Annotated in this window: 26 protein-coding genes; 15 read left to right on the top strand and 11 right to left on the bottom strand. The window is 43.5% G+C overall.

Annotation, left to right across the window (positions count from 1 at the left end; all coding sequences use genetic code 11):
* Positions 1–4: 4 nt before the first annotated feature.
* The gene (locus METHO_RS03950; RefSeq protein WP_015324227.1) at positions 5–1201 is read right to left on the bottom strand and encodes a hypothetical protein; all 1197 of its coding nucleotides are present in this window, start codon (positions 1199–1201) and stop codon (positions 5–7) included.
* 231 nt (positions 1202–1432) lie between these two features.
* A complete protein-coding gene (locus METHO_RS03945; protein ID WP_015324226.1) occupies positions 1433–2506 on the bottom strand; it encodes a DUF7544 domain-containing protein in 1074 nt (357 codons plus the stop codon).
* Positions 2507–2656: 150 nt separating this feature from the next.
* On the opposite strand from METHO_RS03945, the gene METHO_RS03940 reads away from it, so the two are divergent.
* The 4 genes from METHO_RS03940 (at position 2657) to METHO_RS03925 (ending at position 6081) form a co-directional block, all read left to right on the top strand.
* A complete protein-coding gene (locus tag METHO_RS03940) occupies positions 2657–3391 on the top strand; it encodes a fumarylacetoacetate hydrolase family protein (protein WP_015324225.1) in 735 nt (244 codons plus the stop codon).
* Positions 3391–3690 (top strand): hypothetical protein, encoded by a 300-nt coding sequence (locus METHO_RS03935; RefSeq protein WP_015324224.1) that lies wholly within the window; start codon positions 3391–3393, stop codon positions 3688–3690. The genes METHO_RS03940 and METHO_RS03935 overlap by 1 nt, the downstream gene beginning before the upstream one ends.
* A 155-nt stretch (positions 3691–3845) precedes the next feature.
* Positions 3846–5555 (top strand): glutamate--tRNA ligase, encoded by a 1710-nt coding sequence (locus tag METHO_RS03930; protein ID WP_015324223.1) that lies wholly within the window; start codon positions 3846–3848, stop codon positions 5553–5555.
* A 304-nt stretch (positions 5556–5859) separates the two neighbouring features.
* Positions 5860–6081, top strand: a complete 222-nt coding sequence (locus METHO_RS03925; RefSeq protein WP_156811026.1) for a hypothetical protein — start codon at positions 5860–5862, stop codon at positions 6079–6081.
* A gap of 85 nt (positions 6082–6166) precedes the next feature.
* On the opposite strand, the gene METHO_RS03920 is transcribed toward METHO_RS03925, so the two are convergent.
* Together METHO_RS03920 and METHO_RS03915 are read right to left on the bottom strand one after the other, a co-directional pair.
* A complete protein-coding gene (locus tag METHO_RS03920; RefSeq protein ID WP_015324222.1) occupies positions 6167–6982 on the bottom strand; it encodes a DUF169 domain-containing protein in 816 nt (271 codons plus the stop codon).
* A 49-nt stretch (positions 6983–7031) separates the two neighbouring features.
* Positions 7032–7697 carry a flavodoxin family protein gene (locus METHO_RS03915; RefSeq protein ID WP_015324221.1) on the bottom strand — a complete coding sequence of 222 codons (666 nt, stop codon included), beginning with the start codon at positions 7695–7697 and terminating at the stop codon, positions 7032–7034.
* Positions 7698–7930: 233 nt separating this feature from the next.
* On the opposite strand from METHO_RS03915, the gene METHO_RS13250 reads away from it, so the two are divergent.
* The 3 genes from METHO_RS13250 (at position 7931) to METHO_RS03905 (ending at position 11957) form a co-directional block, all read left to right on the top strand.
* A complete protein-coding gene (locus METHO_RS13250; protein WP_083885728.1) occupies positions 7931–8104 on the top strand; it encodes a hypothetical protein in 174 nt (57 codons plus the stop codon).
* A 335-nt stretch (positions 8105–8439) separates the two neighbouring features.
* Positions 8440–10701: a DNA topoisomerase I gene (locus METHO_RS03910; RefSeq protein WP_015324220.1), complete on the top strand. Its 2262-nt coding sequence runs from the start codon at positions 8440–8442 to the stop codon at positions 10699–10701.
* Positions 10680–11957 carry an MBL fold/beta-CASP domain-containing RNA metallo-hydrolase gene (locus METHO_RS03905; RefSeq protein WP_015324219.1) on the top strand — a complete coding sequence of 426 codons (1278 nt, stop codon included), beginning with the start codon at positions 10680–10682 and terminating at the stop codon, positions 11955–11957. Before METHO_RS03910 ends, METHO_RS03905 begins: the two co-directional genes overlap by 22 nt.
* On the opposite strand, the gene METHO_RS13550 is transcribed toward METHO_RS03905, so the two are convergent.
* Complete coding sequence (locus tag METHO_RS13550; protein ID WP_156811025.1) at positions 11929–12129, bottom strand: tetratricopeptide repeat protein; 201 nt, start codon at positions 12127–12129, stop codon at positions 11929–11931. The genes METHO_RS03905 and METHO_RS13550 overlap by 29 nt on opposite strands.
* Before the next feature lie 557 nt (positions 12130–12686).
* Here METHO_RS13550 and METHO_RS03900 point away from each other — a divergent pair.
* Positions 12687–13526, top strand: a complete 840-nt coding sequence (locus METHO_RS03900) for a DUF1638 domain-containing protein (protein ID WP_015324218.1) — start codon at positions 12687–12689, stop codon at positions 13524–13526.
* Positions 13527–13548: 22 nt separating this feature from the next.
* On the opposite strand, the gene METHO_RS03895 is transcribed toward METHO_RS03900, so the two are convergent.
* Complete coding sequence (locus tag METHO_RS03895) at positions 13549–14064, bottom strand: hypothetical protein (protein ID WP_156811024.1); 516 nt, start codon at positions 14062–14064, stop codon at positions 13549–13551.
* On the bottom strand, positions 14057–14680 hold the full coding sequence (locus METHO_RS03890; RefSeq protein ID WP_015324216.1) for a molybdenum cofactor guanylyltransferase: 624 nt from the start codon (positions 14678–14680) through the stop codon (positions 14057–14059). Before METHO_RS03890 ends, METHO_RS03895 begins: the two co-directional genes overlap by 8 nt.
* A 105-nt stretch (positions 14681–14785) precedes the next feature.
* Here METHO_RS03890 and METHO_RS03885 point away from each other — a divergent pair, with 105 nt between their 5' ends.
* Positions 14786–15337 carry a ferredoxin domain-containing protein gene (locus tag METHO_RS03885; protein ID WP_015324215.1) on the top strand — a complete coding sequence of 184 codons (552 nt, stop codon included), beginning with the start codon at positions 14786–14788 and terminating at the stop codon, positions 15335–15337.
* A gap of 3 nt (positions 15338–15340) precedes the next feature.
* Here the strand turns inward: METHO_RS03885 and METHO_RS03880 are convergent, their stop codons facing one another.
* The 3 genes from METHO_RS03880 to METHO_RS14380 all read right to left on the bottom strand — a co-directional run bounded on the left by METHO_RS03880 (position 15341) and on the right by METHO_RS14380 (position 18503).
* Complete coding sequence (locus tag METHO_RS03880; RefSeq protein ID WP_015324214.1) at positions 15341–17311, bottom strand: DUF460 domain-containing protein; 1971 nt, start codon at positions 17309–17311, stop codon at positions 15341–15343.
* Positions 17312–17350: 39 nt separating this feature from the next.
* A complete protein-coding gene (locus METHO_RS03875) occupies positions 17351–18238 on the bottom strand; it encodes an RIO1 family regulatory kinase/ATPase domain-containing protein (protein ID WP_015324213.1) in 888 nt (295 codons plus the stop codon).
* A 121-nt stretch (positions 18239–18359) separates the two neighbouring features.
* Positions 18360–18503, bottom strand: a complete 144-nt coding sequence (locus tag METHO_RS14380; protein ID WP_394296208.1) for a hypothetical protein — start codon at positions 18501–18503, stop codon at positions 18360–18362.
* A gap of 163 nt (positions 18504–18666) precedes the next feature.
* Between METHO_RS14380 and METHO_RS13945 the strand changes: the two genes are divergently transcribed.
* Positions 18667–18816 (top strand): hypothetical protein, encoded by a 150-nt coding sequence (locus METHO_RS13945; protein ID WP_216594315.1) that lies wholly within the window; start codon positions 18667–18669, stop codon positions 18814–18816.
* Between the two features lie 143 nt (positions 18817–18959).
* Here the strand turns inward: METHO_RS13945 and METHO_RS03870 are convergent, their stop codons facing one another.
* Positions 18960–19685, bottom strand: a complete 726-nt coding sequence (locus tag METHO_RS03870; protein ID WP_156811023.1) for a 4'-phosphopantetheinyl transferase family protein — start codon at positions 19683–19685, stop codon at positions 18960–18962.
* 254 nt (positions 19686–19939) lie between these two features.
* On the opposite strand from METHO_RS03870, the gene METHO_RS03865 reads away from it, so the two are divergent.
* From METHO_RS03865 to METHO_RS03845, 5 genes are all read left to right on the top strand, one after another.
* On the top strand, positions 19940–20650 hold the full coding sequence (locus METHO_RS03865) for an RNA methyltransferase (protein ID WP_015324211.1): 711 nt from the start codon (positions 19940–19942) through the stop codon (positions 20648–20650).
* Between the two features lie 88 nt (positions 20651–20738).
* Entirely contained in the window at positions 20739–22829 is a 2091-nt protein-coding gene (locus METHO_RS03860) for a minichromosome maintenance protein MCM (protein ID WP_015324210.1), read from the top strand.
* Between the two features lie 10 nt (positions 22830–22839).
* Positions 22840–23130 carry a DUF424 domain-containing protein gene (locus METHO_RS03855; protein WP_015324209.1) on the top strand — a complete coding sequence of 97 codons (291 nt, stop codon included), beginning with the start codon at positions 22840–22842 and terminating at the stop codon, positions 23128–23130.
* Between the two features lie 71 nt (positions 23131–23201).
* Positions 23202–23834 carry a hypothetical protein gene (locus METHO_RS03850; RefSeq protein ID WP_015324208.1) on the top strand — a complete coding sequence of 211 codons (633 nt, stop codon included), beginning with the start codon at positions 23202–23204 and terminating at the stop codon, positions 23832–23834.
* Positions 23831–24751 (top strand): coiled-coil protein, encoded by a 921-nt coding sequence (locus METHO_RS03845; RefSeq protein ID WP_015324207.1) that lies wholly within the window; start codon positions 23831–23833, stop codon positions 24749–24751. The genes METHO_RS03850 and METHO_RS03845 overlap by 4 nt, the downstream gene beginning before the upstream one ends.
* Positions 24752–24767 lie beyond the last annotated feature (16 nt).

Genomic DNA, 24767 nt, shown 5'->3' with positions numbered 1-24767 from the left:
ATGATCAACTTACCACAATAGTACCTGATATCTGAGTACCTTCCAACGTGAAGGTGTAGGTACCGGTTTTATCGAAAGTGTATGTGAATACCTTCCCATAATATAGAGTCTGAGGCTCCCATAGACCTTCCTTGCTGATGATCACAATGGGCATCTTTTGCCTGTGAAGATTGTGCCAGACAACAGTTTCACCGGATTGGACCTCCATGGAAGTGGGCGTTATTGTCCTTAGCATAAGGAATTCGTTTGTGCGGCTTGCTGTTTGAACTGTTTCTTCAGCTCTGTCCTGCACCCTCTCCTTAGTACCATCCTGGACCATCACCGGACTTGTTGCCGGAACAGAAGGTGCAGCTGCCTCTTCCATAGATTCCGGTGCACTTGCAGTGGAAACTTCAGTAACAACTACAGTACCGGTTATATTAGTACCTTCCAGCATGAAAGTGTAATTCCCCGGCTTATCAAATGTATAATTAAAGACCTTACCATAGTAAATGGTCTGAGGCTCCCACATGCCATCATCGCTCACCACAACTATTGGCTTCTTTGGCCTCTGGAGATTATGCCAGACAACAGTTTCCCCAGCCTGTATTTCCATAGATATGGGTTGTAGTGTCCTGATCATGAGGAATTCATTTGTTCCCCGGGTAAGTTCTGCAATGGTTCCGGTCACTGTGTCCATCATGCTCTGGGTAACATTTTTTGTTCCGTTCCAGACCATCATGGGCATCGAACCAGATGTATCTGATTCATTTTCCTCTTCAGCCAAATCTTCTAGCTTCTTTTCCAAAACAAATACAGTACCCTTCAGCTGAGTACCTTCTATCAAAAAGGTGTATGTACCTGTGTTCTGGAAAGTGTAGGTGAAAGATTTACCATAATAGATGATCTGAGGTTCCCACAAACCATCATCACTCACCACCACTATAGGCTTTTTTGGTCTTTGGAGATTGTTCCATATGACCGTATCTCCCACTTCGACCTCAACACTTTCAGGAGTAAGAGTACGTATTACCACAAACTCATTCATCGCAGATGATATGGCTTGTGAAGCATTATGATCAATGTCGACTATACTCACTGACCCTCCATACTGGGAATTAAAAGAATCAACTGGCATGGCACTTCCAACTGTAACAAGTATCCCCATGACAAAAAAAAGGATCATTAGAGGTACTGCAAAAGAATTATTATAGGATTGCATTTAGTATTCCCCCTATTAGACATCGGCCTGTGACCGCGTTCAGATGTTTCCAATCTTATCATTCCCCTATTATTTGATCGGATCTGAACGTTTTAAAGCGGTAGGAAGATATTTTATACCGCTTCTTTAGAATTAATAAGTATAGTTATATATAGTACACGTTTGAGTAGAATTTTTTTTTAATTATATTTTAAGTAAAATATAGAAGCTGGAAAAAAGAAACACAGGGTGTCAGGCCATGGGTACTGCTACTTGTTCTGCCACACGGTCAATTCCCTTTCCAAACGGAATACCTGCTTCAGAAAACCATTTTTCCACGAAGGATAGCATGTGGTATTTGAGGAAGGCACCGAAAGGCATGCTCACTAAGGCCATGACAATTATAAAAATTATTACTTCTACAAGAATGAAAGGTGTAAGAACTATCCACTCAAAACCCGATAGAACCAACGACAACAAGAAGTAGATAACTACATCCACTATCAGAAAAGGCACTATTGTTGCCAGAAGTGCAAGCATTAGAACGACGAAAGCCGCTATACCTACAATTATTCCCAATACTGCCCTTCCTACCCAATAAACAATTATCTGTTGCCAGTCAGATCTGAACTTTCTGAGAACTTCCAGGATAGCTGAAAGCACACCAATATTACTATACAATACTATAGGTATGGACATGCTTATGAAGGAGCCGAAAACAGAGGTAATGATCGCAAAAACAATGAAAAGAAAAAAAACGATCATAACTCCACTGATCAATGACAGCCAGAAATAATCACCCGATGACATGCGAGATATAAAAATGAAAGAGATAACTATGACCGCAAGTACTAACAGAGACAGTATGAGTGTTGCGACCCTGATGAGGAATAGATGAAATCCCTTACCCAAGAAACGACGGGTATATTCCCAGAACTTTACATTATTACTGACAAGAGATTCCACTAACACGAATTCCATAACACTTGAGATATACATGAAGACGATCACTAAAAGAAATATTAGCGATAAAATTGCCAGAACGGCTGAACTAGACACTGCAGAAGCTGCATCTTCTATGAGATCAAGTGGGTTAAATTCCGAATAATAACCCGGATCATAGTCTGGACCATGTCCGGGATATGTCTCTGTATCCGAAAAAGAGTTGAAAGAGTTAAAAGAATTGCCCCCATAACCCGAACCTCCACCCACGAGTATCAGGATTATCGCAAGCTTTACCCATTTCCAGATATCAAATGGCTCAAAAAGACACTTTTTTGTACGCTCATAAGCTACCTCTACAGCATCTATGACATACCATTCCATAGGAGGAAATACTCAGAGTAAGGTTAAATAATTTACCGGAGGTATCTCCTCAAATTTGAGAAGTTCTTTATCTATTTAATAGATATCCTAGCAGTTATGCTTGTTCCTGACACTCACTCTTATCTACAATGAAAGCAAATCCATGACCATATGCTGGGTCGCTTCAGGTACAGGGATGAAACCTTTTATGGCAATGTGGATGGCAACAAGGTAATTGGAAAAGGTAATGTAGAAGGTAAGATATTCGAACTTTCCGAACTGACCATTCTTCCTCCTTCTGTGCCCACAAAGATCATATGTGTAGGTTTGAACTACCATGACCACGCCATTGAAGTGGATATGCCAGTACCAAAAGAACCTGTTATATTCCTGAAACCCCCTTCAGCTGTCATTGGCCATATGGATAAGATAGTATATCCGCGTATTAGCGAGCAGGTGGACTTTGAAGCAGAGCTGGCGGTGGTCATAGGCAAACGCTGCAAGAACATCAAAAGAGAAAAGGCAGTTGATGTGATAGCTGGTTATACATGTTTTAATGATGTCACTGCAAGGGATCTTCAACGCAGGGATAACCAGTGGACACGTGCTAAAAGCTTTGACACATTTGCACCTGTTGGTCCTTTTATAGTGCCTGCAGCCAATATAGATCCGGAGAACGTATGCATACGCAGTCGGGTAAACGGTGTGATCAAACAGGACTCATGCACTTCAAACCATATTTTTGAAGTCCCTTATCTGCTTGAATTCATATCCAACATCATGACACTTGAAGTTGGTGACATCATCGCTACAGGCACTCCCTCGGGCGTAGGTCCTTTTGACCCCGGAGATGTGGTAGAGATAGATATCGAAGGCATAGGTATTCTGAGAAACGAGGTGGTATAATGCTTTTCGACCAGATAGAACGGGAAATGGACCTCTCCGAAAGACATCTTGTGGTCCTCAAGACAGTAATTGAAAAGGGACCGATAGGCATACTTAAACTTGCCGAAGAGACTGGAATGGCCACCCATAAGGTCCGTTATTCACTGCGGGTGCTGGAGCAGGAACAACTGATCAAGCCGTCTATACAGGGTGCAATAGCAGGTCCTGCGGTGGATGAATTCCTGAAGGACTTTGAGAATGAGATGACCAGACTTCAGAAAATGACAGCCATCATACTTCAGGTCGGAAGATCTATTTGATATCTGTTAATTTAAAAAGGTATATTTTTTTATATATTTGTGCTTAATGTATTACTTCGCATAACATCAACTTTAACTAGTTTCCACTCAACTAAGCCAAAATAACACGCTTCATGCGACACAGGAACTTTATTTTATATCCAGGGAGAGTCCGGATGACATTAACTGATGAGGATAAACAGATCATTGAGAAATACGCACTTCAGAATGCCGTGAAGTATGGAAAGGCCCCACAGCTTGCGGCTGTTATGAGCAAGGTGATGGGAGAGTGCACCCATCTGAGAGCCAGTGCAAAGGAAGTATCTCCTCTGATACAGGAGATACTGGAGAGAGTATCCAAAGAGAAACCGGAGCAGTGGCAGGCAAGACTCGAAGAGCTTGCTCCGGAAATGATAGCGAACATGTGTGCAAAAAAGGAGCCTGCAAAGGGCCTGAAGCCACTTGAAGGCGCTGAATGTGGAAAAGTTGTAATGCGTTTTGCACCCAACCCCAATGGTCCTCCTACCCTGGGCAGTACCCGTGGCATAGTGGTGAATTCCGAGTATGTGAAAATGTACGAAGGCAAGCTTATCATCAGGTTCGATGACACAGATCCCCAGACCAAAAGGCCTATGCTTGAGGCTTATGACTGGTACCTGGATGATTGCAGGTGGCTTGGAGCTGAGCCTGACCAGGTGGTCATTGCTTCTGACAGGATACCTCTTTATTACAGATATGCTCGCCAGATAATCGAGCAGGGCAATGCATACGTATGTTTCTGTACCAGCGAGGAGTTCAAAAGCTTAAAGGATGCCAGCGAACCTTGCCCTCACAGAAATACAAGCCCTCAGGAGAATCTAGTATACTGGGACAAGATGCTGGCCGGAGAATATGAAGCAAAGGATGCCGTGCTGCGTCTGAAGACTGATATCAAGCATAAGGACCCTGCAATGAGGGATTATGGGATCTTCCGCATTGTTAAACAACCCCACCCGAGACCGAAAGTCGATGACAGGTACGTAGTGTGGCCCCTTCTTGACTTTGAGGGAGCTATTGAGGATCATGAACTTGGAACAACGCACATCATCCGGGGCAAGGACCTCATGGACAGTGAGAAACGCCAGACATACATATACAAGTATCTGGGATGGGAATATCCGAAAACCCTGCACTGGGGAAGGGTGAAGATGCACGAGTTCGGCAAGTTCAGTACCAGCACTCTGCGCCGTGCAATAGAGGAAGGGGAATACTCCGGTTGGGACGACCCGCGCCTGCCAACCCTCAGGGCTATGCGCAGAAGGGGAATACTGCCCCAGGCCATCCGCAAGTTCATGATAGAGATGGGAGTCGGCGAAACTGATGTGAGCATCAGCATGGACACGCTGTACGCTGAGAACAGGAAAATGGTTGATCCAATCGCGAGCAGATACTTCTTCGTATGGGACCCCGTGGAACTGCCGATAGCTGGTGCAGAACCCCGCACAGCCAAACCTCCTCTGCATCCCACTGAGAACAAGGGCCATCGCAGCATCGATGTTACAGACAGGGTGTTCGTCTGTAAGGATGACGTGGAGCAGCTTCAGGCAGGATCACATATCCGCCTCAAGGATCTGTACAACGTGGAGATCACTTCCGTGGCTCCGTTGCAGGCCAGATACATAGGTGATGAGGTTGCCAATCTTAAAAAGGACCGCATGAAGATCATTCACTGGGCACCCGTTGACGGTATACCTGTCAAAGTGCTCTCTCCTGACGGGGAGTTCAAAGGCATTGGCGAAAAAATGATCTCAACCGAACTGGACAAAATAGTGCAGTTCGAAAGGTTCGGTTTCTGCAGGATCGACTCTGTGGGCTCAGAGATCCTAGCATACTTTACACATAAATGATGGGAGGGTAGAACCTCCTCACACTCTTTTTTCAGATGACCATTCAGTTGCCTTGACATATGGCCCTTTTTCAAAACCCGTATATTCCATGCTATAGCAGACACTCTACAATATATTTTACAGATACAGATAGAATGCTCTCCATAACTGCGTATTCTATCCACGTACTGAACTTTCCGGTCGCCCTCAGGAAGATAAGCTCTGGTTTTTGGCGAGTGGCTGGATATTTAAGATCAATGTTTTCGTCTATACAAAACAAAATTTCAAGATTTTATCGGCCATACTCGATGGCTATATAAATGAGTTGATACAGGTCTGCTCAGACCTGTCCGACCCTCAGACAAAAGAGCGCGAGAGAAATGGCCTGCTGGCTGGCATGAAACATTTCAAAATACAGGAAGGAACCATTGTTACAGCGGATACTTTTGGAGAGGAGAAGATCGAGGGGCGGAGGGTGAGGTATGTGCCGCTGTGGAGGTTGTTGCTGGAAGGGAATAAAAAGTTACATAAAATGAATTTTATGTAATTTTAGAATACAAATCTGCTTAGTGGTATCCTCGGTTAAAGTAGGCAGCTATAATCCCTAATTCTCATTTGAATGCGATAACTCGCTAAATAGATTCATGTACGCAACCATTATCCTTACGCTCCACCTCAACCCGCTTCTCCGGGTACGCTACTTTCCCCCGCCTTCCGATGAAAGACGCATCCATATCAGCCCCCATCTGACGGGCTATGGCTGCGGGAATGCCCATGATGAGCAGGTCCGCAGGAAGCCAGAGGTTACCTGTGGGGTCGGTGGGACCTACATAAGCCGAATCCTTTGGTGCATGCTCGGCCATGCCTGCAGGGAAGGTTATCATCATGGCACAGGTGGATCCTGCCGGAATAAGCGTCCTGAAGAAAGGATCGGAATTGCTGAACTGGGCCAGGCCGCACAGGTTTCTGATCTGCTCGCTGCCTGCAAAAAGGATCAATGATCTGATACTTTCCGGAGCTATGTCGTCTGTACAAGGCGCTATGACGACGTATCTGCCCGGAGGAGTAATTTTTCCGGCACGCTCTCTCTGCTCGTCGAACAATTCGGGTGTGGCCTTAAGATGCTCGGCAGCACCGCCACGAAAATCCGGTGTGCCCACAGTCACGAAGTACTTCAGCTTCGGATGCGGTTCCACAAACCCCATCCACAAGAGTCCCCCGGCGCAGTACTGCTCATGGCCTGCCTCTATGTAGACCTGGGGCGTTTCATGAAATATGGCGGCAGTGTAGACAGCTTTAGCTATGCAGCGATCTATTTTATATGAGGCCACAGCCCCCTGCGGTATCTCGTCCGTACAGTATACGCACAGCGGGCGCAGCTTCAGCCTCCCGGCCTCCACAAGCTTCTGTCCCATTTCTCCGACAGTCAGCATGTCCATCTTATTCATGTGATCACCCCACTCACATTATACTCATTATGCTTACATCCACATATGCTTACAGCCAGCCCTTTGAGATCCAGTGGTCCACGTTATGCGGCCACTCCTCTTTGTTGGCAATGATGGCATGCCTGAAACTATCTTTCCATGCATGATGGAGAGCTTCTTGATCGGGATATTTGCTTTTCTCGCGTATAGCTTCAACCAGATGGGTGCCCAGCTCATAAGATTTGCTTATAGCAGCTTCCATGTCCATGGGACCCTGAGCCATTATACAACCCGCACCTCCGATCACCTTACCCCCGCACATCTTCATGAAGTTGTTCATGATATCAAGTACAAAATCCACATCTTGGCTGCCTGCGGTTGTTAAAGAAAAAGCATACTTGCCTTCAAAGAGGTGCTCATGAATGACGCGAGGAGTCCTGTCGAAAAACGTTTTAAGCTGTGCACTTACATTGGTTATATAATTAGGACTGCTCCAGATAATACCATCTGCAACCAGCAGTTTTTCCAGTACGCCGTTAAAGTCATCTTTGATGGGACATACTCCGGTTTTATGGCAGACATCGCACGCTGTACAATACTTGATCTTCAATTTAGCAATATCGATTACCTCAGCCTCTGCTCCCGCCGCTGCAACTCCTTCCAGGGCCGCATTCAAAAGCTTCAACGTATTACTATTCTTGCCTCTGGGGCTTGATACTATTGCAATTATCTTCATGGTATTGATCCTTGATTTGAAACCAGTGCTTCAAATCTGTAACTTCTGCTTGATAAATCCATTCCATAGGATGGGAATGGCAGGATTTTTGTCACAAAAAACCCACAAAACCCTTAGATTTGTTTAGCTACTTGAGGCATACCGATGCCCTTTTTCACAGGCATATCTGATTTATGGAACGGGTGATGTAAACGAGAATCAAGTTAGAAGCGATCCAAGTAGGTAAAATATTGATGATTGCACCGATCATAGTCGGGATCTGTCCTGCCCTGGGAGCTAATGTGGAACTTATAAGCCATCTTGGCGGAAACAACTATCACATTGCTGTAGCTGGTAATTATGCATATCTCGGACAGGGAAAAGACCTTGTCTTCCTGGATATCACTGATGATACAAAACCACTGTAAATGGGAAGGGTGACTAAAACCTCAATAGTATATGATGTAACATGATCAGGCGATACTGCCTATAGCAACGTAATTGAGACATCTGATCCCCTGTACAGAAGTACAGGGGATTTTTAACATGATCCGGATATCTGCATTTCATTCTGATCTCTGCAGCATAGAAAGTAGCTGATAGTAAAGAGATCAAAGAAGCATTCCATACTTTATGTCTGCGATAGATATATTTACAGGGATGCTTTTAAGATAACCAAATATTAGTTTAAACTAAAATGTATATAAATTCGTTCCATAAAAAGGTGAGATGGGTGGGACAAAATATTCAAAATGGAGATAGAATGCACCTCATCGTAGCAGAAAAGCATATCGCAGCAAAGAGAATAGCAAACATCCTTTCTGCAGGGAAGCTCAGTCAGGTGCGGGTTAACGGAGTGGACACATATCAGTTCGAAGCCGAGGATGGAAAAAAAGTATTCATTGGCTTAAGCGGGCATATCGTGAAACTGGATTTCCCCAGATCCTATAATAACTGGCAGAAGGTCGAAGCAAAGGAACTGGTAGATGCAGATGTTATTACCGTTTCCACGGAAGCGCGAATAGTAGCTGCACTAAAGAAATTAGGTAAAGAAGCAACAAGAGTTACGATCGCAACTGACTATGATCGTGAGGGAGAACTAATTGGCGTGGAAGCCCTGCAAATAATAAGGGAAATCAATCCAAACGTACAATTTGACAGGGTACATTACAGTGCCATTACCCCTAAAGAGATCATAGACGCATTTGAGAATGTATCGAATATTGATTTCAATCTTGCGGATGCAGGTCATTCAAGACAGGTCCTCGATCTTGTGTGGGGAGCTTCCCTGACACGTTTCATATCACTTGCTGCAGGAAGACTCGGTAAATTGTTCCTTTCTGTGGGTAGAGTTCAATCCCCTACATTAGCACTGATAGTTGACAAGGAAAAAGAAAGAGAAGCCTTTGAGATCAAGCCATACTGGGAATTGTACGCGCATCTTAAGGATCGAAAAGATATCGAGTTCACTGTACAGCATGTAAACAGGCGATTTTGGGAAAAGCATGAAGTAGATAAGTTAGTTTCAAATTTGGGGAAGAATGCCATCATCAAAGAGGTAGTTACATCAACTAAAAAAGATAAACCACCCATTCCATTCAACACCACTGAGTTCATCACCGCAGCCAGTTCCCTGGGCTTTACTCCTGCCAGCGCCATGCGTATTGCAGAAGCACTGTACATACAGGGTTTCATATCATACCCCAGGACGGACAACACCGTATATCCGGCCACCCTGGACCTAAGGGAAATGATAGAGATATTTGCCAAAGGTACATTCAAGGAATATGCAGAAAAACTGCTTGCAAAAGAAACACTGGAACCCACAAGGGGTAAAAAAGAAACAACTGACCATCCTCCAATATATCCTGCATCTCTTGCTAAGAAGTCTGAACTTAATGAGCAGGAATGGAAGATATATGAGATGGTGGTAAGGCGTTTCTTTGCAACGTTTGCTGAGCCTGCGATATGGGAAACCATCAAAGCGAAGTTTGATGTCAGTTCCGAGGAATTCAGCGCAACGGGAGCCAGGCTTGTAGAAGCCGGCTGGAGATGGTATTATCCATATAATGCACCCGAGGACAGGCTGCTTCCGGCCATGAAGGAAGGAGATGAACTTACAGTCCGGGAAATTGAAGTACAGGACAAGGAAACCCAGCCTCCGGGAAGGTATGGTCAGGGACGCCTCATCCGTACTATGGAGGAATTGGGGCTGGGTACAAAAGCAACCCGGCACGAAATAATCAGTAAATTATATTCCAGGGCATATGTTCATGGAAATCCCTTACAGCCTACAAAAACAGCATATGCTGTAGTTGAAGCTTTGGAGAAGTATGCTCCCACTATATCCAAGCCTGAAATGACCAGCAGGCTTGAAGCAGATATGGACAGGATAGCAGAAGGCCAGATCCCTGAAGAAGACGTCCTTCAAGAGTCCAGGGAAATGCTGAATTCTGTGTTCAATGACCTTGAGAAAAACAAAGACAACATTACGGAATCCCTCAGGGCTGGACTTAGGGAAGATAAAGTGATAGGCACCTGCTCAAAATGTGGATCTGTCCTTATGGTAATGAGATCAAAGAAAGGGTCCAGGTTCATAGGTTGTAAAGGTTATCCGGAATGCAGTTTCTCCCTGCCTTTGCCAAGGAGCGGACATGTAGTGGTCACTGACAAGCTATGCGAGGAGCATGGTCTGTACCACATCCGCGTGATAACAGAAGGAAAAAGACCCTGGAATCTGGGATGTCCACACTGTAACTTCAATGAATGGCAACGAGCCCAGCAGGAAAAGGAAGAAGGTACACAAGAACAAAAGGCAGTCGATGACAAGCCTTCAGAGGAACAGGGGAAAAGAACAAAAAAGATAACAGATATAAAAGGAATAGGTAAAGTCACTGCCGAAAAATTTGACAATATAGGTATTTCAAAGCTTGAAGACCTGGTAAGTAGGGATGCAGAAGAGCTGGCAAAACTTACTAATATATCCATCAATAAAATAAGGGAATGGCAGGAAAGCGTTGTTTGAAAGGTGTGGATATCATGAAACTTAGGTTCTTGGGAGCTTGCAGAGAAGTCGGACGATCAGCTTTACTTCTTGACGATAATGTCATGCTTGACTATGGGATCAAAATGGGAGAGCCACCTGAATATCCCGTTAATGGGGTCAGACCAGAGGTCGTGTTACTATCTCACTGTCACATAGACCACAGTGGACTTTTACCTAATCTTATGGACATTGAACCTGAAGTATTTATGACCCCACCTACGGCTGACCTTGCAAATCTGCTGCTCAAAGACAGCCTGAAGATCGCAGAATCCACAGGTGTGAACGCACCCTATGACGCTGGTGACCTCCACACATTTATGTACAAAACAAAAACTGTAGACTACCGCATTAAATTCCAGACACATGGTTACAATGTAGAGTTCTACGATGCCGGCCATATTCCGGGAGCGGCATGCACGCATGTAACATCCAAGAGTGGAGAAAGTCTGCTATATACAGGCGATATTAATACTTCTGACACCCGTCTTGTATCAGGGGCAGTGGAATTCCCTAATGCTGATTATCTGGCAATAGAAAGCACTTACTTTTCAAAAGAACATATACCCAGAAAAGAAACTGAAGAAACTTTTATCGAATCCCTTAAAAGTACTCTGGATATAGGAGGCAATGTGATAATCCCTGCTTTTGCCATTGGGAGGACACAGGAATTGCTGATGTTGCTTGATGCTTATGGCATCAGACCATATGTAGATGGTATGGGGAAGGAAGCATATGAAATAATGATGAAGCACCCATCATATCTGCGCAATCCTACTCACCTGAAAAGGGCATTTGATAATGCAATATCTGTAAAAAGTTCCAGGCGGGACGATGTACCATTGGAATCTTCTGTGATTGTCACTACTTCGGGCATGCTTAACGGAGGACCTTCCATGTACTATCTGAACAAACTGTATGATGACCCGAAATCCAAGATGATGCTCACGGGCTATCAGGTGGAAGGGACAAATGGCAGAATGGCCATGGACACCGGCATTATCGAGAACAATGGGGTATTGCAACAGCTCAGGCTTAAGCTTGAACAATATGATTTCTCAGCCCACGCCGGGGACAAAGAACTTAAGGCAATTGTGAAGGATTTCTGTGACAGGGGTACAAAAGCTGTATTTACCATGCATGGAGATAATACTGAAGGCTTTGCTACCTGGATAGAAGAAGAAATAGGTGTGCAGGCATATGCACCGGTCATTGGAGAGAAATTCGACCTTCACTGATCTTTTTTTTTCGTGTTGATCTCGTAAGGCCCTCGATGGCACCGTCCTGTTCGGGGTCAATTTCAAGAACGCGTAAAAAACAGTTAATAGTCGCGTCCAATTGTCCGAGGGTAGCATAGGCGATACCTTTCTTGAACACGGCATTCTCATTTGAGATATATGTTTCCAGCACTTTGTCATAGCATAATACGGCTTCTTAATACCTTCAGGGGTTAAAAAGAGCGGCGCCTTTATTGCACCATACATCCACATCAAGTTTCTTATAATGGAAAGCCTGGTCAAAACACTCAAGGGCTTTGTCATGCATAACAAGATAGTAATAAGCTATCCCCTTATTACTCCATATAAGATATATCATATCATGGTTTTGAAGAGGTGGCTTCAGAGAATTTGATTCCAGTATCCTGTCATAACAGGCTATCTTTTCTTCAGGTCTTCACTGAAGAAACCCTCCTTGAACCAATAATCATCCATGCTCTATTAGAATTTGATCGGTGTTTTTATAAATTAAGGACACGAATGACTTCTAGGACCGCCCTTTGTATCAGAAAAATTATTGTATATATACATTCATAGAATCTTCCGCGTGCAATATTAAAAAATTAATTAAAGTAGTTTGCAATAAGTAAAGCAATCTTTCGTATCCATCAGAGAGTAATAAACTATTGATATATCCTTATCACGGAGTTAAATGTCTAAACTATCCAATTTTTGTCCGGAGAACATTACATGCCAGTTATGTCAATAATAGCTTGCAGAATACTTGAAGACGAAATATTTCATGTCATATCATCTGAAAATGCCTTTGACTATCTGTTCGTTACAGATACAAAGGAAGCACATGGTCTTATCCGGCGCCTTAGAAAGGGTGATATACCTTATACATCTGTTCCTTCTGAAAAGATAGCGGATATGATCCGACAAACAAAAGGATCCGGCAAATATGACATAATCCGACGGATATGTAAAAAAAAACTAACAGAAGAAGGTCTGGTAGTAGTTGTACACATCCTTGAACTTAGACTGCACAGAGACCTTACATTGTTGCGCAGAGGAGTCTACACAACGTTGGAAGAAATGTCTGCATATTCGGATGGTATTCTGCTGTTCTACGGCCTGTGCGGTAATTCTCTGCAAAATATAGAGAAGGATCTTTCACATATCTTATGCCCCATATATCTGCTGAGAGATGCGCAGAACAACAGAGTGGATGACTGTATAAGCATAGCTCTGGGTGGTAACAGGAAATATGAAGAGGCTTTTAAAGCATGCAGAGGAAAAGGCACACTGTTCTTTACTCCCATGTGGGCATCCAACTGGAAAGATATGGGTGCTCCTGGCAACAAACAAGAGGACATGACAACTGTACATGATTCATTTAAACGGCATCATATAAGCCGTATTGTGAAAATAGAGAGGAATATGGAATATGACCCTTCCTTTGAGCAAAATATGAATAAATTTGCTGAAATATTTGGGCTGGAGATTACCTCCGTGCCTGGAACTTCCGAGATAGTGGAAAGATGCTATTCAGATGCAAAAAATGCTATAAAAGGTAAATACAAATAAGATACTTTATAAGATCCCCTGATCATATTCTTGGAACATGTTCGATGGTGATAACTTGGTTCGCATCACTGCCTACAAGACACATTCCTTTTTTATCCATTGACCATATCCTGTAACCAGGCAGTATGTTTCCCGGGATCTCTTCAGAAGGCAGATGACCAATATCAAGACCACAAGTTTCCATCGCCGGATGATCTTCGGGGTTCAGTTCCATTATACTTACTGCTTTTCTCAGCAAGTTCAGCAGATCTTCAATGTTCTCATGGTCCCATGCCCTTATCCTGCTGCATATGATAGGCAGGATATGCTCCTGCACCCCTTTATTGGAAAGTATCTTGGAAGCCAGGCAGATAGAAGCATTATCAGATTTAGATTCATCATCCGGTCCTCTGAAACAGAAACTGCCCTCTTCTACCATCCGATCAAAGTCAAGAGGATACCTGGAGCCTTCAATAGCGTCCATAACGGTATCTGTGGTGAGATCATAATCATTTGCTATTCTTTTAATTGCCTTATCGATGACCATACATTTATCCATGATCGTAAACCCCCTTCTTAGTGATCTGTACCAGATCAGCTGGAGTATTAATATTGACAAAGGATACAAGTTCCCTGTCAATAAGCTGAATTCTATCCACACTTGTGAACCTGGCATCATATAATTGTGATACTACATTCATGACCCGATGATCATCCTTGAGGATAGACCTTTCTATAATAGGAATTAGCTGTTCTCTATTATAAACTGCATGTAAAGGCTCTTTTCTGCCATCTTTCCACAAAGGGATAGCTGCATCATGGCCGGCAGCCTCCTTAAACAAAAGGTCAATGACATCCGGCTGAAGAAAAGGCATGTCACATGCAACTACAAATACATAATTACCCGCCGCCGCCCTCATGCCTTCCAGCATTCCTGCAAGAGGACCTTTACTCTGATATTGGTCACATAGCAACTTTATACCTTGAACAAATTCAGAGAAAGCTTCCTGTTGTTTATGATCCCTTACTGAAACAATAACTTCATCTACTACCTGATCCAGAACATATATAGCGTTTTCCAGCAAGGTCTTATCCTTACAGACAAGCAAAGCTTTCTCCTGTTCTCTAAGCCTTGTTCCCTTTCCACCAGCCAGTATCAGTGCAGACCTTTGCATTTCATATCACTGTTCAACATACAACATCGATATTTTAATCAGTATTGTTCATCATCGATTTTAAGCTTCGTAATACTTAAAATATATCTCTACCTACTTAAAGGCATGATAGAGAATCCTGAACTGCAGTGCATCGATATCCTTGCCAGAGAGATACTGGTGGCAGCACGTACAGCCCCAAAAGCCAAAGGTAAGGATGACCTTATAACTGGCATACTTGAGCGCGATGAACAGGAAATACTGGCCAGAGTCATGGAAGGCATGGCAGATGAAAGAGGAGAACGCTTCGCATTCTTCAAAAGGGATGCAAGGAATATAAGAGATGCAGATACCGTGGTCCTCATAGGTCTCAGGAATGCAGGTGTTGCGGGACTCAACTGTGGTGCATGTGGCTATAAAGAATGCGATCTGATGCTTGAAGCACAGAAGGTAAAAACAGATTTTGAAGGTCCTCAATGCAGTATCAAATATATGGACCTCGGAATAGCTCTGGGATGTGCTGCAGCCAAGGCAAAAGATCTATGCCTTGACAACAGGATATTTTACAGTGCTGGTACTGCAGCCATTGCAGCAGAGATGATAAAGGCAGATATCGCCATGGTAATTCCTTTAAGTGTTAAGGGAAAGAACATCTTCTTTGACAGGAAATGGCCTTAAGTTTCAGGCAAGACCACGCCGTCGTTCACTACGATATTCCTCAAGCAGAGAGGCCAGATGCTGATGTTCCTGCTCACGCCTCTTTTTCTTTGCATCTTCCTGCCATGCGGATAATGCCTGTTCCAGAACTTTAGGGTCCACAGTAGCAAAATCATCGAACCTTTGAATTTCTACATCTTGCAGAAGGGGCACGTTCCCCTGAAAAAAAGCTTCACTAGCTGCATGTGAAATATCATCTTTTATGATCACAGCCCTTATACCTGCTTCCACCAATATGGCTGCTGTACCGGCAGCACCTCCGCTGGAGTCTTCAAGCAATACCACATCACCTTTTTTGATACCATAGGTGTCCATTGTCTGCTGGATAGCCTCTTTTGTAAATGCGTACACCACTTTTACCGGCAAGCCCTCACCTTTGATCTCTTTCTTGCGGATCTGCTTAAGTTTCTTTATGTGCTGGCGTGAGTCCTGAAGAGCCTGCTTTGACCTGCTGAGTTCTGTATTGAGCCTTGAGATTTCCGTATCGCGTATACGGATCTCTTTTTGTTTACGCAGCTCCATAGATTCAGACTTTTTCAGCTTGCTTACACGATCTTCCATTTCTGCTATACGCCGATCCTTTTCCAAATTAGCTTCTTTTAAGTCCTTCACATATTCCTTGAGCTCATTTATCAGGCTATTCTTCTGCCTTATAAGCTCCTGAAGCCTTTTTGTCTGCTCATCGGCATCAATGCTTTCCCCTGTTGCAGACGCGGTTTCGGATCTGGCGGGAACGCGAACAGCAGTTACTTTCTCTATAGCCTCTTCTATGGAATAGCCATTGATTACATGGTACTTTATCAGACCCACATCTGCAAACCGGGGAGCTCTTTTCTCTACTCTGCTGAATATGTTCTTGTAATTACGATAGGTACTGATGGCAGCAGCCAGAGAGTCCCTTTCGTGGTCATTGGAATAGCCGAATGATCTTGCCATCGCGATCTTATCCTCTGCACGCAGCTCAGTGCCAGGAGTACCTAGTACTGCCTTAAAGCTACGGCGTATCTTTTCCACAGCTGCAGGCGTAGGATATACATCAGTAGCAACAATTACAGGTTTTCCGTGGTCTGAGATCAGTTTGACCACCTGATCATGGGAAATACCCCTGAAACTATTGGAAAAAAGAAGATCACCGTCCAGAGAAAGAATGGCTATTCCTACAGTGGTACCAGGATCAATGCCAACGATAGTGTATTTACGCTTGGATGGTGTAAGAGGTATATACTTGATCTTATCCCTTTCAATACTACGGATGGTAACCTGTACATCTGCATTAGTGGAAGGATGCACAGGTATCTGCTCGCGGCTGCTATTGACCATGAACTCGGTACGCACATAGCCACCGAAACCTTCTATGGATTTTGAAGTGAAGGTAGTACCTCTATCTTTCGAGAACTTACGCAGTATCTGCTCTATCAGACGGCTTTTCTCCTTGACAGCACCGTGGACCTTTCGCCTGTATCTGTTCTGGCTCCACCCGCCTCTACCCAGTGACCTGGCCCGGCTAACTTTGATCTTTGTGACATCTTCAAATAAAGAAACTTCACAGCCGACGCTCATAGCTGCAAGGCGTGCACATGCTTCAGCTTCATCACCTGGGCTGAACTGGTTCATGGAAATACCATGCTCCCGGGCCAGTTTCAGGAGAGGCTGCTGATGCAGACCCCCTGTTACCTGAATAAGCCTTGTGGATTCCGGCAATTTAGCAAGAAAACGGATGAGATCATCCTTATCAGGGGCAAGCTCAAATATGTTATCCACTGCGATATAATCAGGCTTGTCCTCCTGCACCATCTTAAGGATGTGGTTTCTGCTGACCATGCTGTGGCGCTGTATCTGGTTTTCTTTAAGGATAGCCACAGCATACTTGGGGATCGCCTGTGCCCTTGGAGAGCCTTTTGCAATGTCAATGCCGTAAATGATGCCGTTATGCATACATTATATGAGTATTGGTTTGCTGAGATATATTGTTGTTCACTGGCTCTTCACATATGCCACTGAGCTTTCAAGTTCTGCCTCCAGGTCATATTTACGTTTGAAAAAGGAGAGTATGTTAGAAATGTCCCGCTCCAGCAATTCATCAGCGTGAGGATGCGAAGGTTCCACATACTGTGGCCAGTCTATTATCTGTACACCACCCTCATGCACGAAAGTATTATATTCGCTCATGTCAGCATGAATAAAACCTTTAGCATAGGCTAGTTTCAATTGCCTCAGGATCTCATCCAGGAACCATTGCGGATCTGCAAGCTTTGTTTTGTACAACAAGGAGCCTTGAGCGATGTCCATAACAAGTGCGTGCCTATTGTGATCGACAAGTCTTGGTACTGATACTTCCGGATATAACTTATTCATAACATCTGCTTCACGTTTAGCTGCAAGACGGGCTGCATATATCCACGACATGTGCTCCCGGTCGCCTATATGGCCGCGATTGCGTTTTACCTGGGTGAAACTGGTACGACCCTCTCTATGGAACTTGATCACCACACCTTCCGGATCACCGATACCGAGTTCAGATTCCTTTATGGCTTCCAGTACCACGGATTCCTTACCTACACCTATCTCGTTGCCAATTGCACTGATAGTCTTTCTCTGCACGAACGTATGCAAAGCAAGGGCATCATATCCTTCAAAATATATCTGATAGCCTTCATAAGGAATATTTGTGAAGGATAATAGGTTCAATTTTGCCAATTTCTTAAGCTTGAAAGAAAGGTTATCATAAGTCATACGAGTGTACTTCATGACATTCTCAACAGGCACCCACTCAGAATCCTTCATTCCTATCTCTATACCTGTAAGGATACGTATGTCCTTATTATCCAGTTGTTTAAATACTTTGATAACTTCGTCTATCATTCTGTATTTTATATGTCTGGATGGTTTAGATGATTTGTGGTTGGCAGGATGAAAAGTTATCCGAAACCTTATATTGGATCACTTAAAATAGAAAAGCCAGATAAGATCCTTTCAGATAGGATCAGATCTTTGATGCTACTGGCTGACGGATAATGGTCTTCAGTTTCTCAGAAGCTGTTCTCTGGGGGTCGCTGAGATAGATCTCATAGTGCTTACCCCTGAGAGAATATCCTTTATTCTCTATGAACTGGTGTAGTTTGCGTATCGTAGGAGTGTCAGCAGCATAAAGCTCTAGATGAATGATCTGAGCCTATAGGCCTTCATCATATGTTTCAAAAAGTATTCTGGAAAGAGCTGCAAAACCTTTCTTTTTCTGAACCTGCTCAAAAACCAGTTCAAACATTACCCTTGTCACATATGAAGGCTGCATGATCATGGATGTCCATTTCCAGGCCTCCTTATTTTCCGGAATGAACTATTCCATATTGTCCATCATTAAGGTCCCCTATGCCATGGATCATAAGATAGGGCTAGGAGGCACTTTCACTATGGATACTTCGCTTGCGGACGGATTGTAAAGTTGCTTCAAATCCTTTAATTAAGTAGATATATTTTACTTAAAGACTATTTTTATACAGATGATCGCACCTTACCTCGGGAAAAAGCTTACTCAATTTGGAATTTGTATATATATTGGAACTGAGAATAGTTTATTGATTCCTCAGCTTAAAAAATCGATCTTTTGAAGAAAAACTATCTCAACCTTGCATGGATGAGATCCGCTAACGGCAGCAAGCAAGTATGTATTTTTTATACAATAACTTGAGTGATACAGACCGGCTAGGTCCAGTTTCCTGGCTAAACTGGAGAACATCGTTTCATTTGAGAGTTTGCAATAAGCTTCTTTCAAAGTCCACATGACAAGAAAATCAGGAACTTTTGCAGAGGAAATGATGCCAGACAACGTTCTATCTATTGACTTTGGAATATCAATTGATTTTGAAATGCTTGCAACCGAGCGTGACCTTATGACCTCTATGTCGATCCCAACCTCTATTTTAGATAAAGCAAGCGCAAGTATATCCTCACTATAGGAGATACAGACGTTGAGATCATTATGACCGCATACATGGACCCGTCCATTTTCATCCTTACACGTAACGATATCGGACCAGGATCTTTCTTTGATAGTCGCAGCCAGAGATTTTAAGACAAGCCTCGATATAATAAATCTGTGTCTGAAATATTCTGTTCTAAGCATATTCAGATGCATCTTTTCCGCCTCACTGAGATGGTCTGCATCAGCTAATGGATAGTCTTTCATCTCGATAATGAAAATGACAACATCATTTTCTTCCCACAAGTCAGAAACTTGTCCTGCTGTAACAATAGATGGTGTAAAATGTTCAATGTTCATGGAAAGCCTCTGAGAGGAAGGATTATTCAATTTTCATTCGCCCTTAAATATTAAGTCACTTCCCATGCACCGAGATCACCTGAATGAAAAATGTCAGCCCTTGCAAATTCATATATTCTTTTTTATCCTTTTATGAGATCGTCCATGATAGAATAAACACTTAAATTATTAACCAACTCCTGACATTAAAGAGTGTATCATTTACAATTTACAAATACGTGTCACAATCAGCCTTATATAATCTGCAGACACCTATAAGCTTCCAAAAACATCAAGGATATATCATGTCTCTTAATTTCAAAGTAGTGCTCGTTGAGCCTTTGTATCAGGGAAATGTGGGCTCTGTCGCAAGGGCAATGAAGAATTTCGGCTTTTCAGATCTTGTGCTTGTTAACCCATGCCCCCTTGAAGGAGAGGCACGTGCAATGTCTTCTCATGCGCGTGATGTGCTCGAAGGTGCAATAATAACAAGCTGCATAGAAGATGCCGTTGCAGATGCCAATCTCCTGATAGGTACCACAGGCATAACCGGCAGCAAATTCGACGAGCACATACGTATCCCGGCGCATGTTCCCAGGGAACTGAAACAACATCTTCAAGGCTCTTGCGGCACTGTTGCACTGCTTTTTGGCAGAGAAAATAAAGGTTTCACCAAAGATGAACTGCGTATGATGGACATGATCCTTACCATACCCACATCCGAAATATACCCGGTCATGAACCTTTCACATGCTGTTGCGGTGGTACTGTATGAGCTAAGCGACATCCAACCCGGAGAAACTCCGCTTGCTGATCCTTTTGATACAAAGCTTTTAATGGAACATTTTGCCCAGGTCCTGGACAACATTGATTACCCAGAGCATAAAAAAGAAAAGACAGAACTTATGCTTAAAAAGATATTCGGCAGAGCACGTCTGATACCCAGAGAAGTGCAGACCTTAAGAGGGGTCCTGCGCAGGGTACAGAAGAATTTGGTTTCAGACCTGAAAAAATGATCAACTACCATACACGAAATATTGATATAAATTAAAAACTATGGGTTGGTGCCAAGACTAGATCTGCGCAGCAAACTTTGAGAAAAATATGACAGATATAAAATGGGAAGATAAATTCAAGGTATTCCTCAAGCAGTACTATTGGGACGACATTCTTCAGCTTGCCAACGAATACCCTGAACAGCGAAGTCTTACAGTTGATTTTTCAAAACTTGAGATATTCGATAGAGAACTGGCTGCAGAGCTTTTAGAGCAACCTTCGGAAGTGATGCCATCCGCAGACAAGGCCTTGCAGGAAATAGATCTGCCTATAGATAAAACACTTGATAAGGCAAAGGTCAGGTTCGAAAAGGTCCCTTCAAAGATCCCCATAAGAGATCTGCGCAGTAAGCATCTTATGAAATTTATTGCCATCGAGGGCATGATCCGTAAAGCCACAGAGGTGCGTCCCAAGATAATCAATGCTGCTTTTATGTGCATGCGATGCGAAAATATCACTTTTGTACCCCAAACGGAAATGAAATTCGTTGAGCCTCTGGAATGTGAGAACGACACATGTGGTAAGAGAGGACCTTTTAAGATACTCATGGAACAGTCCGTGTTTGTGGATGCCCAGAAACTGCAGATACAGGAGTCACCGGAGAACCTTAGAGGAGGAACACAGCCACAGAGCCTTGATGTGGATGTGGAAGAAGACCTTGCAGGTATCGTAAAACCCGGAGACAGGATAGTTATCAATGGTGTGCTGCGTTCCCATCAGCGTACCACACGCGAAGGGAAATCTCCTTTTTATGACCTCGTACTGGATGCGAATTCTATTGAGAATGTGGATAAAGAGTTTGATGAACTCCAGATAACTCCCGAAGAGGAAGATCTAATAAGGGAAATGAGCCAGGATCCACACATATATGACAAGATAATCCAGTCCATTGCACCTTCGATCTATGGCCTTGAAGAAGTGAAGGAAGCCTTGGCTCTGCAGCTATTTTCCGGCGTTCCCAAGCATCTTCCCGACGGATCAAGAATAAGGGGCGACATACACATGTTGTTTGTGGGTGATCCGGGTGTGGCAAAAAGTCAGCTTCTTCGCTATATGGTCAAGCTCGCTCCCAGAGGCGTATTCGCTTCAGGAAAAAGTGCCTCTAGCAGCGGCCTTACTGCAGCTGCTGTGAAGGATGAAATGGGAGATGGGCGGTGGACACTGGAAGCAGGAGCACTCGTTATGGCAGATATGGGTATTGCAGCAGTGGATGAAATGGACAAGATGCGTTCCGAGGACAAGAGCGCACTTCACGAAGCTATGGAGCAGCAGACGGTATCTATTGCAAAAGCAGGTATTCTTGCCACTCTGAAATCCCGATGTGCACTTCTTGGAGCTGCCAATCCTAAGTATGGACGTTTTGACAGGTACGAGGGCATAGCTCAGCAGATCAATATGCCTCCAGCTCTTATGTCCAGATTTGATATGATCTTCGTGCTTCTGGACACACCTAACGAAGAGAAAGATACACGTATTGCCAGACATATCCTTAAATCCCACTACGCTGGTGAACTTTCCGAGCAGCGCAAAAAGATGCCTACAAGCAAGGTCACCCAGGAACAGGTAGATGAACAGATGGAAATAGTCATTCCCGATATAGACCCGGACCTTATGAGAAAATATGTGGCCTATTCGCGCAGGAATATTTTCCCTGTGATGGAAGAGGAAGCACGGGATCATCTGGTGAAGTTTTACATGGACCTGCGTAAAATGGGAGAAGGTAAGGATTCCCCGGTCCCAGTGACAGCCAGACAGCTGGAAGCGCTTGTAAGACTGGCAGAAGCAAGTGCAAGAGTGCGTCTGAGTAGCATTGTTAATATGGACGATGCAAGGCGTACAACAAAGATAGTATATTCATGCATGAAACAGGTAGGTGTCGACCCGTCCACAGGTGCCTTCGACGTGGATATAATAGCATCTGGTACCAGCAAGAGCCAGAGGGATAAGATAAAAGTGCTCAAGGATATCATCAGGCAGGTAGGTGGCAGGCACCCGGCCGGCAAAGCGCCTCTGGAAGAGATCTATGCAGAAGCAGCTGTAGAAGGCATTGACAGAGCTCATGCAGAAGAAATGATATCAAAAATGCGCAGGTCTGGGGATCTGATGAAACCAGATCATGACAGTGTGAAACTTGTGTGAGGAACAATTGATGTATATGAAGGTCCATATTTCCAGCAGCAATGTAGTTGTTGCCATATGTGATAAAGAGGTCCTTGGAAAGACCTTAAAAGAGGGAAATATTACAGTAACAGTTAATGAAGAGTTTTTCTATGGTGAGACGGTTGGACCAGAAACTGTTGAGAAAACTCTCAGAAAAGCAACCACAGCTAACCTTTTTGGGGAAAAGTGTATTCAGTGTGCTGTCAACTGTGGCGTGGTAGACCCGAAAAGTGTGATAATAATAAATGGTGTGCCACATGCTCAAGTATTCAGAGTATGAGACCACCAGCTTATACATATATAACATTGTAAATAAATATTGTTAGATACAGTCTAGTTGGAGATAAATAAATGACCACCGAAGGAGATGGTGTAGGGGTTACTTTACTTGGCCGTGAAGGTCTTATCGATGCAGTGATCCTTAAACACAATAGGATGTTAGAGAAGTACAATTTTGAATTCGAGGAACTGGATACGAGATTTTCGTCTTGTTCCCGGGAAATCGACAACATTAAGAAGGAACATGAAGAACTGCTCGAACGCATAGATGTGCTCAAAGAAAAGCGCCAGCAACTCTACCATCAGGCAGAGATCACGCTCGAAAAGTTAATTGGATCGGATATGCAGCAAAAGGATGTTGACACTATACGCGACAGTATAATAAAGGCAAAATCAATTTCTTCTGAAGACGAAGAAAAAGCTGTTGTTGCATCGATCCTGTCACTTCTGGCCGGAGGGGAAACTTCTGAAATCAAATCTTCCATCGAGTCCAAGATAGCAGAAGCACTTGCAGCACATGAAGAATTCATATCAATATCTGGTCGAGAAAATACTTTGACTGAAGATAAGAAGCTTCATGAGGAAGAGTTAAACAAAGCAAAACCAAGGCATTCGTGGCTCGAAAATAGGATACAAAGTCATAAAGAGGCTTTGAAGCACTGGGAAAACCTGAAAAATGTAAAGGAAGAGGAGATCATAGCATGACAGATGCATCATCCATCTCAGAAAAGGATCTAAAATTAAAGGTAAATGAACTAAGGACCCAGATAACGCGGGATGAGAGAGAACTAAGGTCCCTGTTCAATGAACTACGGCTTCACCGAACTAATATGGGAGAACTCAAGGAAAAAAGAGATAGTTTGAACTCCCAGGTCAAGGAAATTGTCGCAAGGGCCAGGGAGCTAAAAGAAAAAAGAGATGAGGTTAATACAAAGATCTCTGAGCTTAAAGATGTGAAAAATGCCAGGATATCAGCAAGCCAGCAAGTTTCAGATGAAATTGGAAAACTGAAAGCTGAAAGGGATGCACTGAATAAGGTTTCAAGAGGCACTGTAGATATCATTTCTAAAGCATATTCTGCAGAACTGGATACATTCCTTAATGCAGATGTACCCCTGCATCATGAGATCGATGTCTTGGGCAGGTTAGTACAGCTTGAAGAACGTTTGAAAGCTGCCATGAAAGCAGATGAAGTACATAAGAAAATCCAGGAAACCTATGATGCGGCCGTGTCTCAACAGTTTGGATCAGGAGAAAATATTGGATCTACTATAAAAGAACTGGCTCAAATTTCACAGCAATACCATCTGGAAATGATAGACGTATACAAGAAAGTTGATGAAATGCGCAAAGATGCGGATCTCTATCATGCTCAGATAAAGGAAAAATTCGGGGTCACAGAACCTCTCAGAGCCAGAATTGATCCATTGAAACAGAGGACCTCACAGCTAAGGGAGGAGCTGAGCAGCTATCTTGAGAAATTAAATGATGTCCAGCTTGTGAAAGATGAAAAGAAACAGCAGGAACAAAGAGTAGTTGCTAAAGAGAAGCTGGAAAAGACAGGAAAGATGAGCCTTCAAGATCTGAAAGTGCTTATGGAGAACGGGGACCTGGAATTGTGAAAGGTCCCTTTGTTCT

The sequence above is a fragment of the Methanomethylovorans hollandica DSM 15978 genome (assembly GCF_000328665.1).
Classification (GTDB): Archaea; Halobacteriota; Methanosarcinia; order Methanosarcinales; family Methanosarcinaceae; genus Methanomethylovorans; species Methanomethylovorans hollandica.
This window is presented reverse-complemented; position numbering and strand designations above follow the sequence as displayed.

What these genes read in the sequence shown, in the direction of transcription:
- METHO_RS03950 (WP_015324227.1), bottom strand. Translation starts at nt 1,201, where the DNA reads ATGCAATCCTATAATAATTCTTTTGCAGTACCTCTAATGATCCTTTTT.
- METHO_RS03945 (WP_015324226.1), bottom strand. Translation starts at nt 2,506, where the DNA reads ATGGAATGGTATGTCATAGATGCTGTAGAGGTAGCTTATGAGCGTACA.
- METHO_RS03940 (WP_015324225.1), top strand. Translation starts at nt 2,657, where the DNA reads ATGCTGGGTCGCTTCAGGTACAGGGATGAAACCTTTTATGGCAATGTG.
- METHO_RS03935 (WP_015324224.1), top strand. Translation starts at nt 3,391, where the DNA reads ATGCTTTTCGACCAGATAGAACGGGAAATGGACCTCTCCGAAAGACAT.
- METHO_RS03930 (WP_015324223.1), top strand. Translation starts at nt 3,846, where the DNA reads ATGACATTAACTGATGAGGATAAACAGATCATTGAGAAATACGCACTT.
- METHO_RS03920 (WP_015324222.1), bottom strand. Translation starts at nt 6,982, where the DNA reads ATGAATAAGATGGACATGCTGACTGTCGGAGAAATGGGACAGAAGCTT.
- METHO_RS03915 (WP_015324221.1), bottom strand. Translation starts at nt 7,697, where the DNA reads ATGAAGATAATTGCAATAGTATCAAGCCCCAGAGGCAAGAATAGTAAT.
- METHO_RS13250 (WP_083885728.1), top strand. Translation starts at nt 7,931, where the DNA reads ATGATTGCACCGATCATAGTCGGGATCTGTCCTGCCCTGGGAGCTAAT.
- METHO_RS03910 (WP_015324220.1), top strand. Translation starts at nt 8,440, where the DNA reads ATGCACCTCATCGTAGCAGAAAAGCATATCGCAGCAAAGAGAATAGCA.
- METHO_RS03905 (WP_015324219.1), top strand. Translation starts at nt 10,680, where the DNA reads ATGGCAGGAAAGCGTTGTTTGAAAGGTGTGGATATCATGAAACTTAGG.
- METHO_RS03900 (WP_015324218.1), top strand. Translation starts at nt 12,687, where the DNA reads ATGCCAGTTATGTCAATAATAGCTTGCAGAATACTTGAAGACGAAATA.
- METHO_RS03895 (WP_156811024.1), bottom strand. Translation starts at nt 14,064, where the DNA reads ATGGATAAATGTATGGTCATCGATAAGGCAATTAAAAGAATAGCAAAT.
- METHO_RS03890 (WP_015324216.1), bottom strand. Translation starts at nt 14,680, where the DNA reads ATGCAAAGGTCTGCACTGATACTGGCTGGTGGAAAGGGAACAAGGCTT.
- METHO_RS03885 (WP_015324215.1), top strand. Translation starts at nt 14,786, where the DNA reads ATGATAGAGAATCCTGAACTGCAGTGCATCGATATCCTTGCCAGAGAG.
- METHO_RS03880 (WP_015324214.1), bottom strand. Translation starts at nt 17,311, where the DNA reads ATGCATAACGGCATCATTTACGGCATTGACATTGCAAAAGGCTCTCCA.
- METHO_RS03875 (WP_015324213.1), bottom strand. Translation starts at nt 18,238, where the DNA reads ATGATAGACGAAGTTATCAAAGTATTTAAACAACTGGATAATAAGGAC.
- METHO_RS13945 (WP_216594315.1), top strand. Translation starts at nt 18,667, where the DNA reads ATGATCATGGATGTCCATTTCCAGGCCTCCTTATTTTCCGGAATGAAC.
- METHO_RS03865 (WP_015324211.1), top strand. Translation starts at nt 19,940, where the DNA reads ATGTCTCTTAATTTCAAAGTAGTGCTCGTTGAGCCTTTGTATCAGGGA.
- METHO_RS03860 (WP_015324210.1), top strand. Translation starts at nt 20,739, where the DNA reads ATGACAGATATAAAATGGGAAGATAAATTCAAGGTATTCCTCAAGCAG.
- METHO_RS03855 (WP_015324209.1), top strand. Translation starts at nt 22,840, where the DNA reads ATGTATATGAAGGTCCATATTTCCAGCAGCAATGTAGTTGTTGCCATA.
- METHO_RS03850 (WP_015324208.1), top strand. Translation starts at nt 23,202, where the DNA reads ATGACCACCGAAGGAGATGGTGTAGGGGTTACTTTACTTGGCCGTGAA.
- METHO_RS03845 (WP_015324207.1), top strand. Translation starts at nt 23,831, where the DNA reads ATGACAGATGCATCATCCATCTCAGAAAAGGATCTAAAATTAAAGGTA.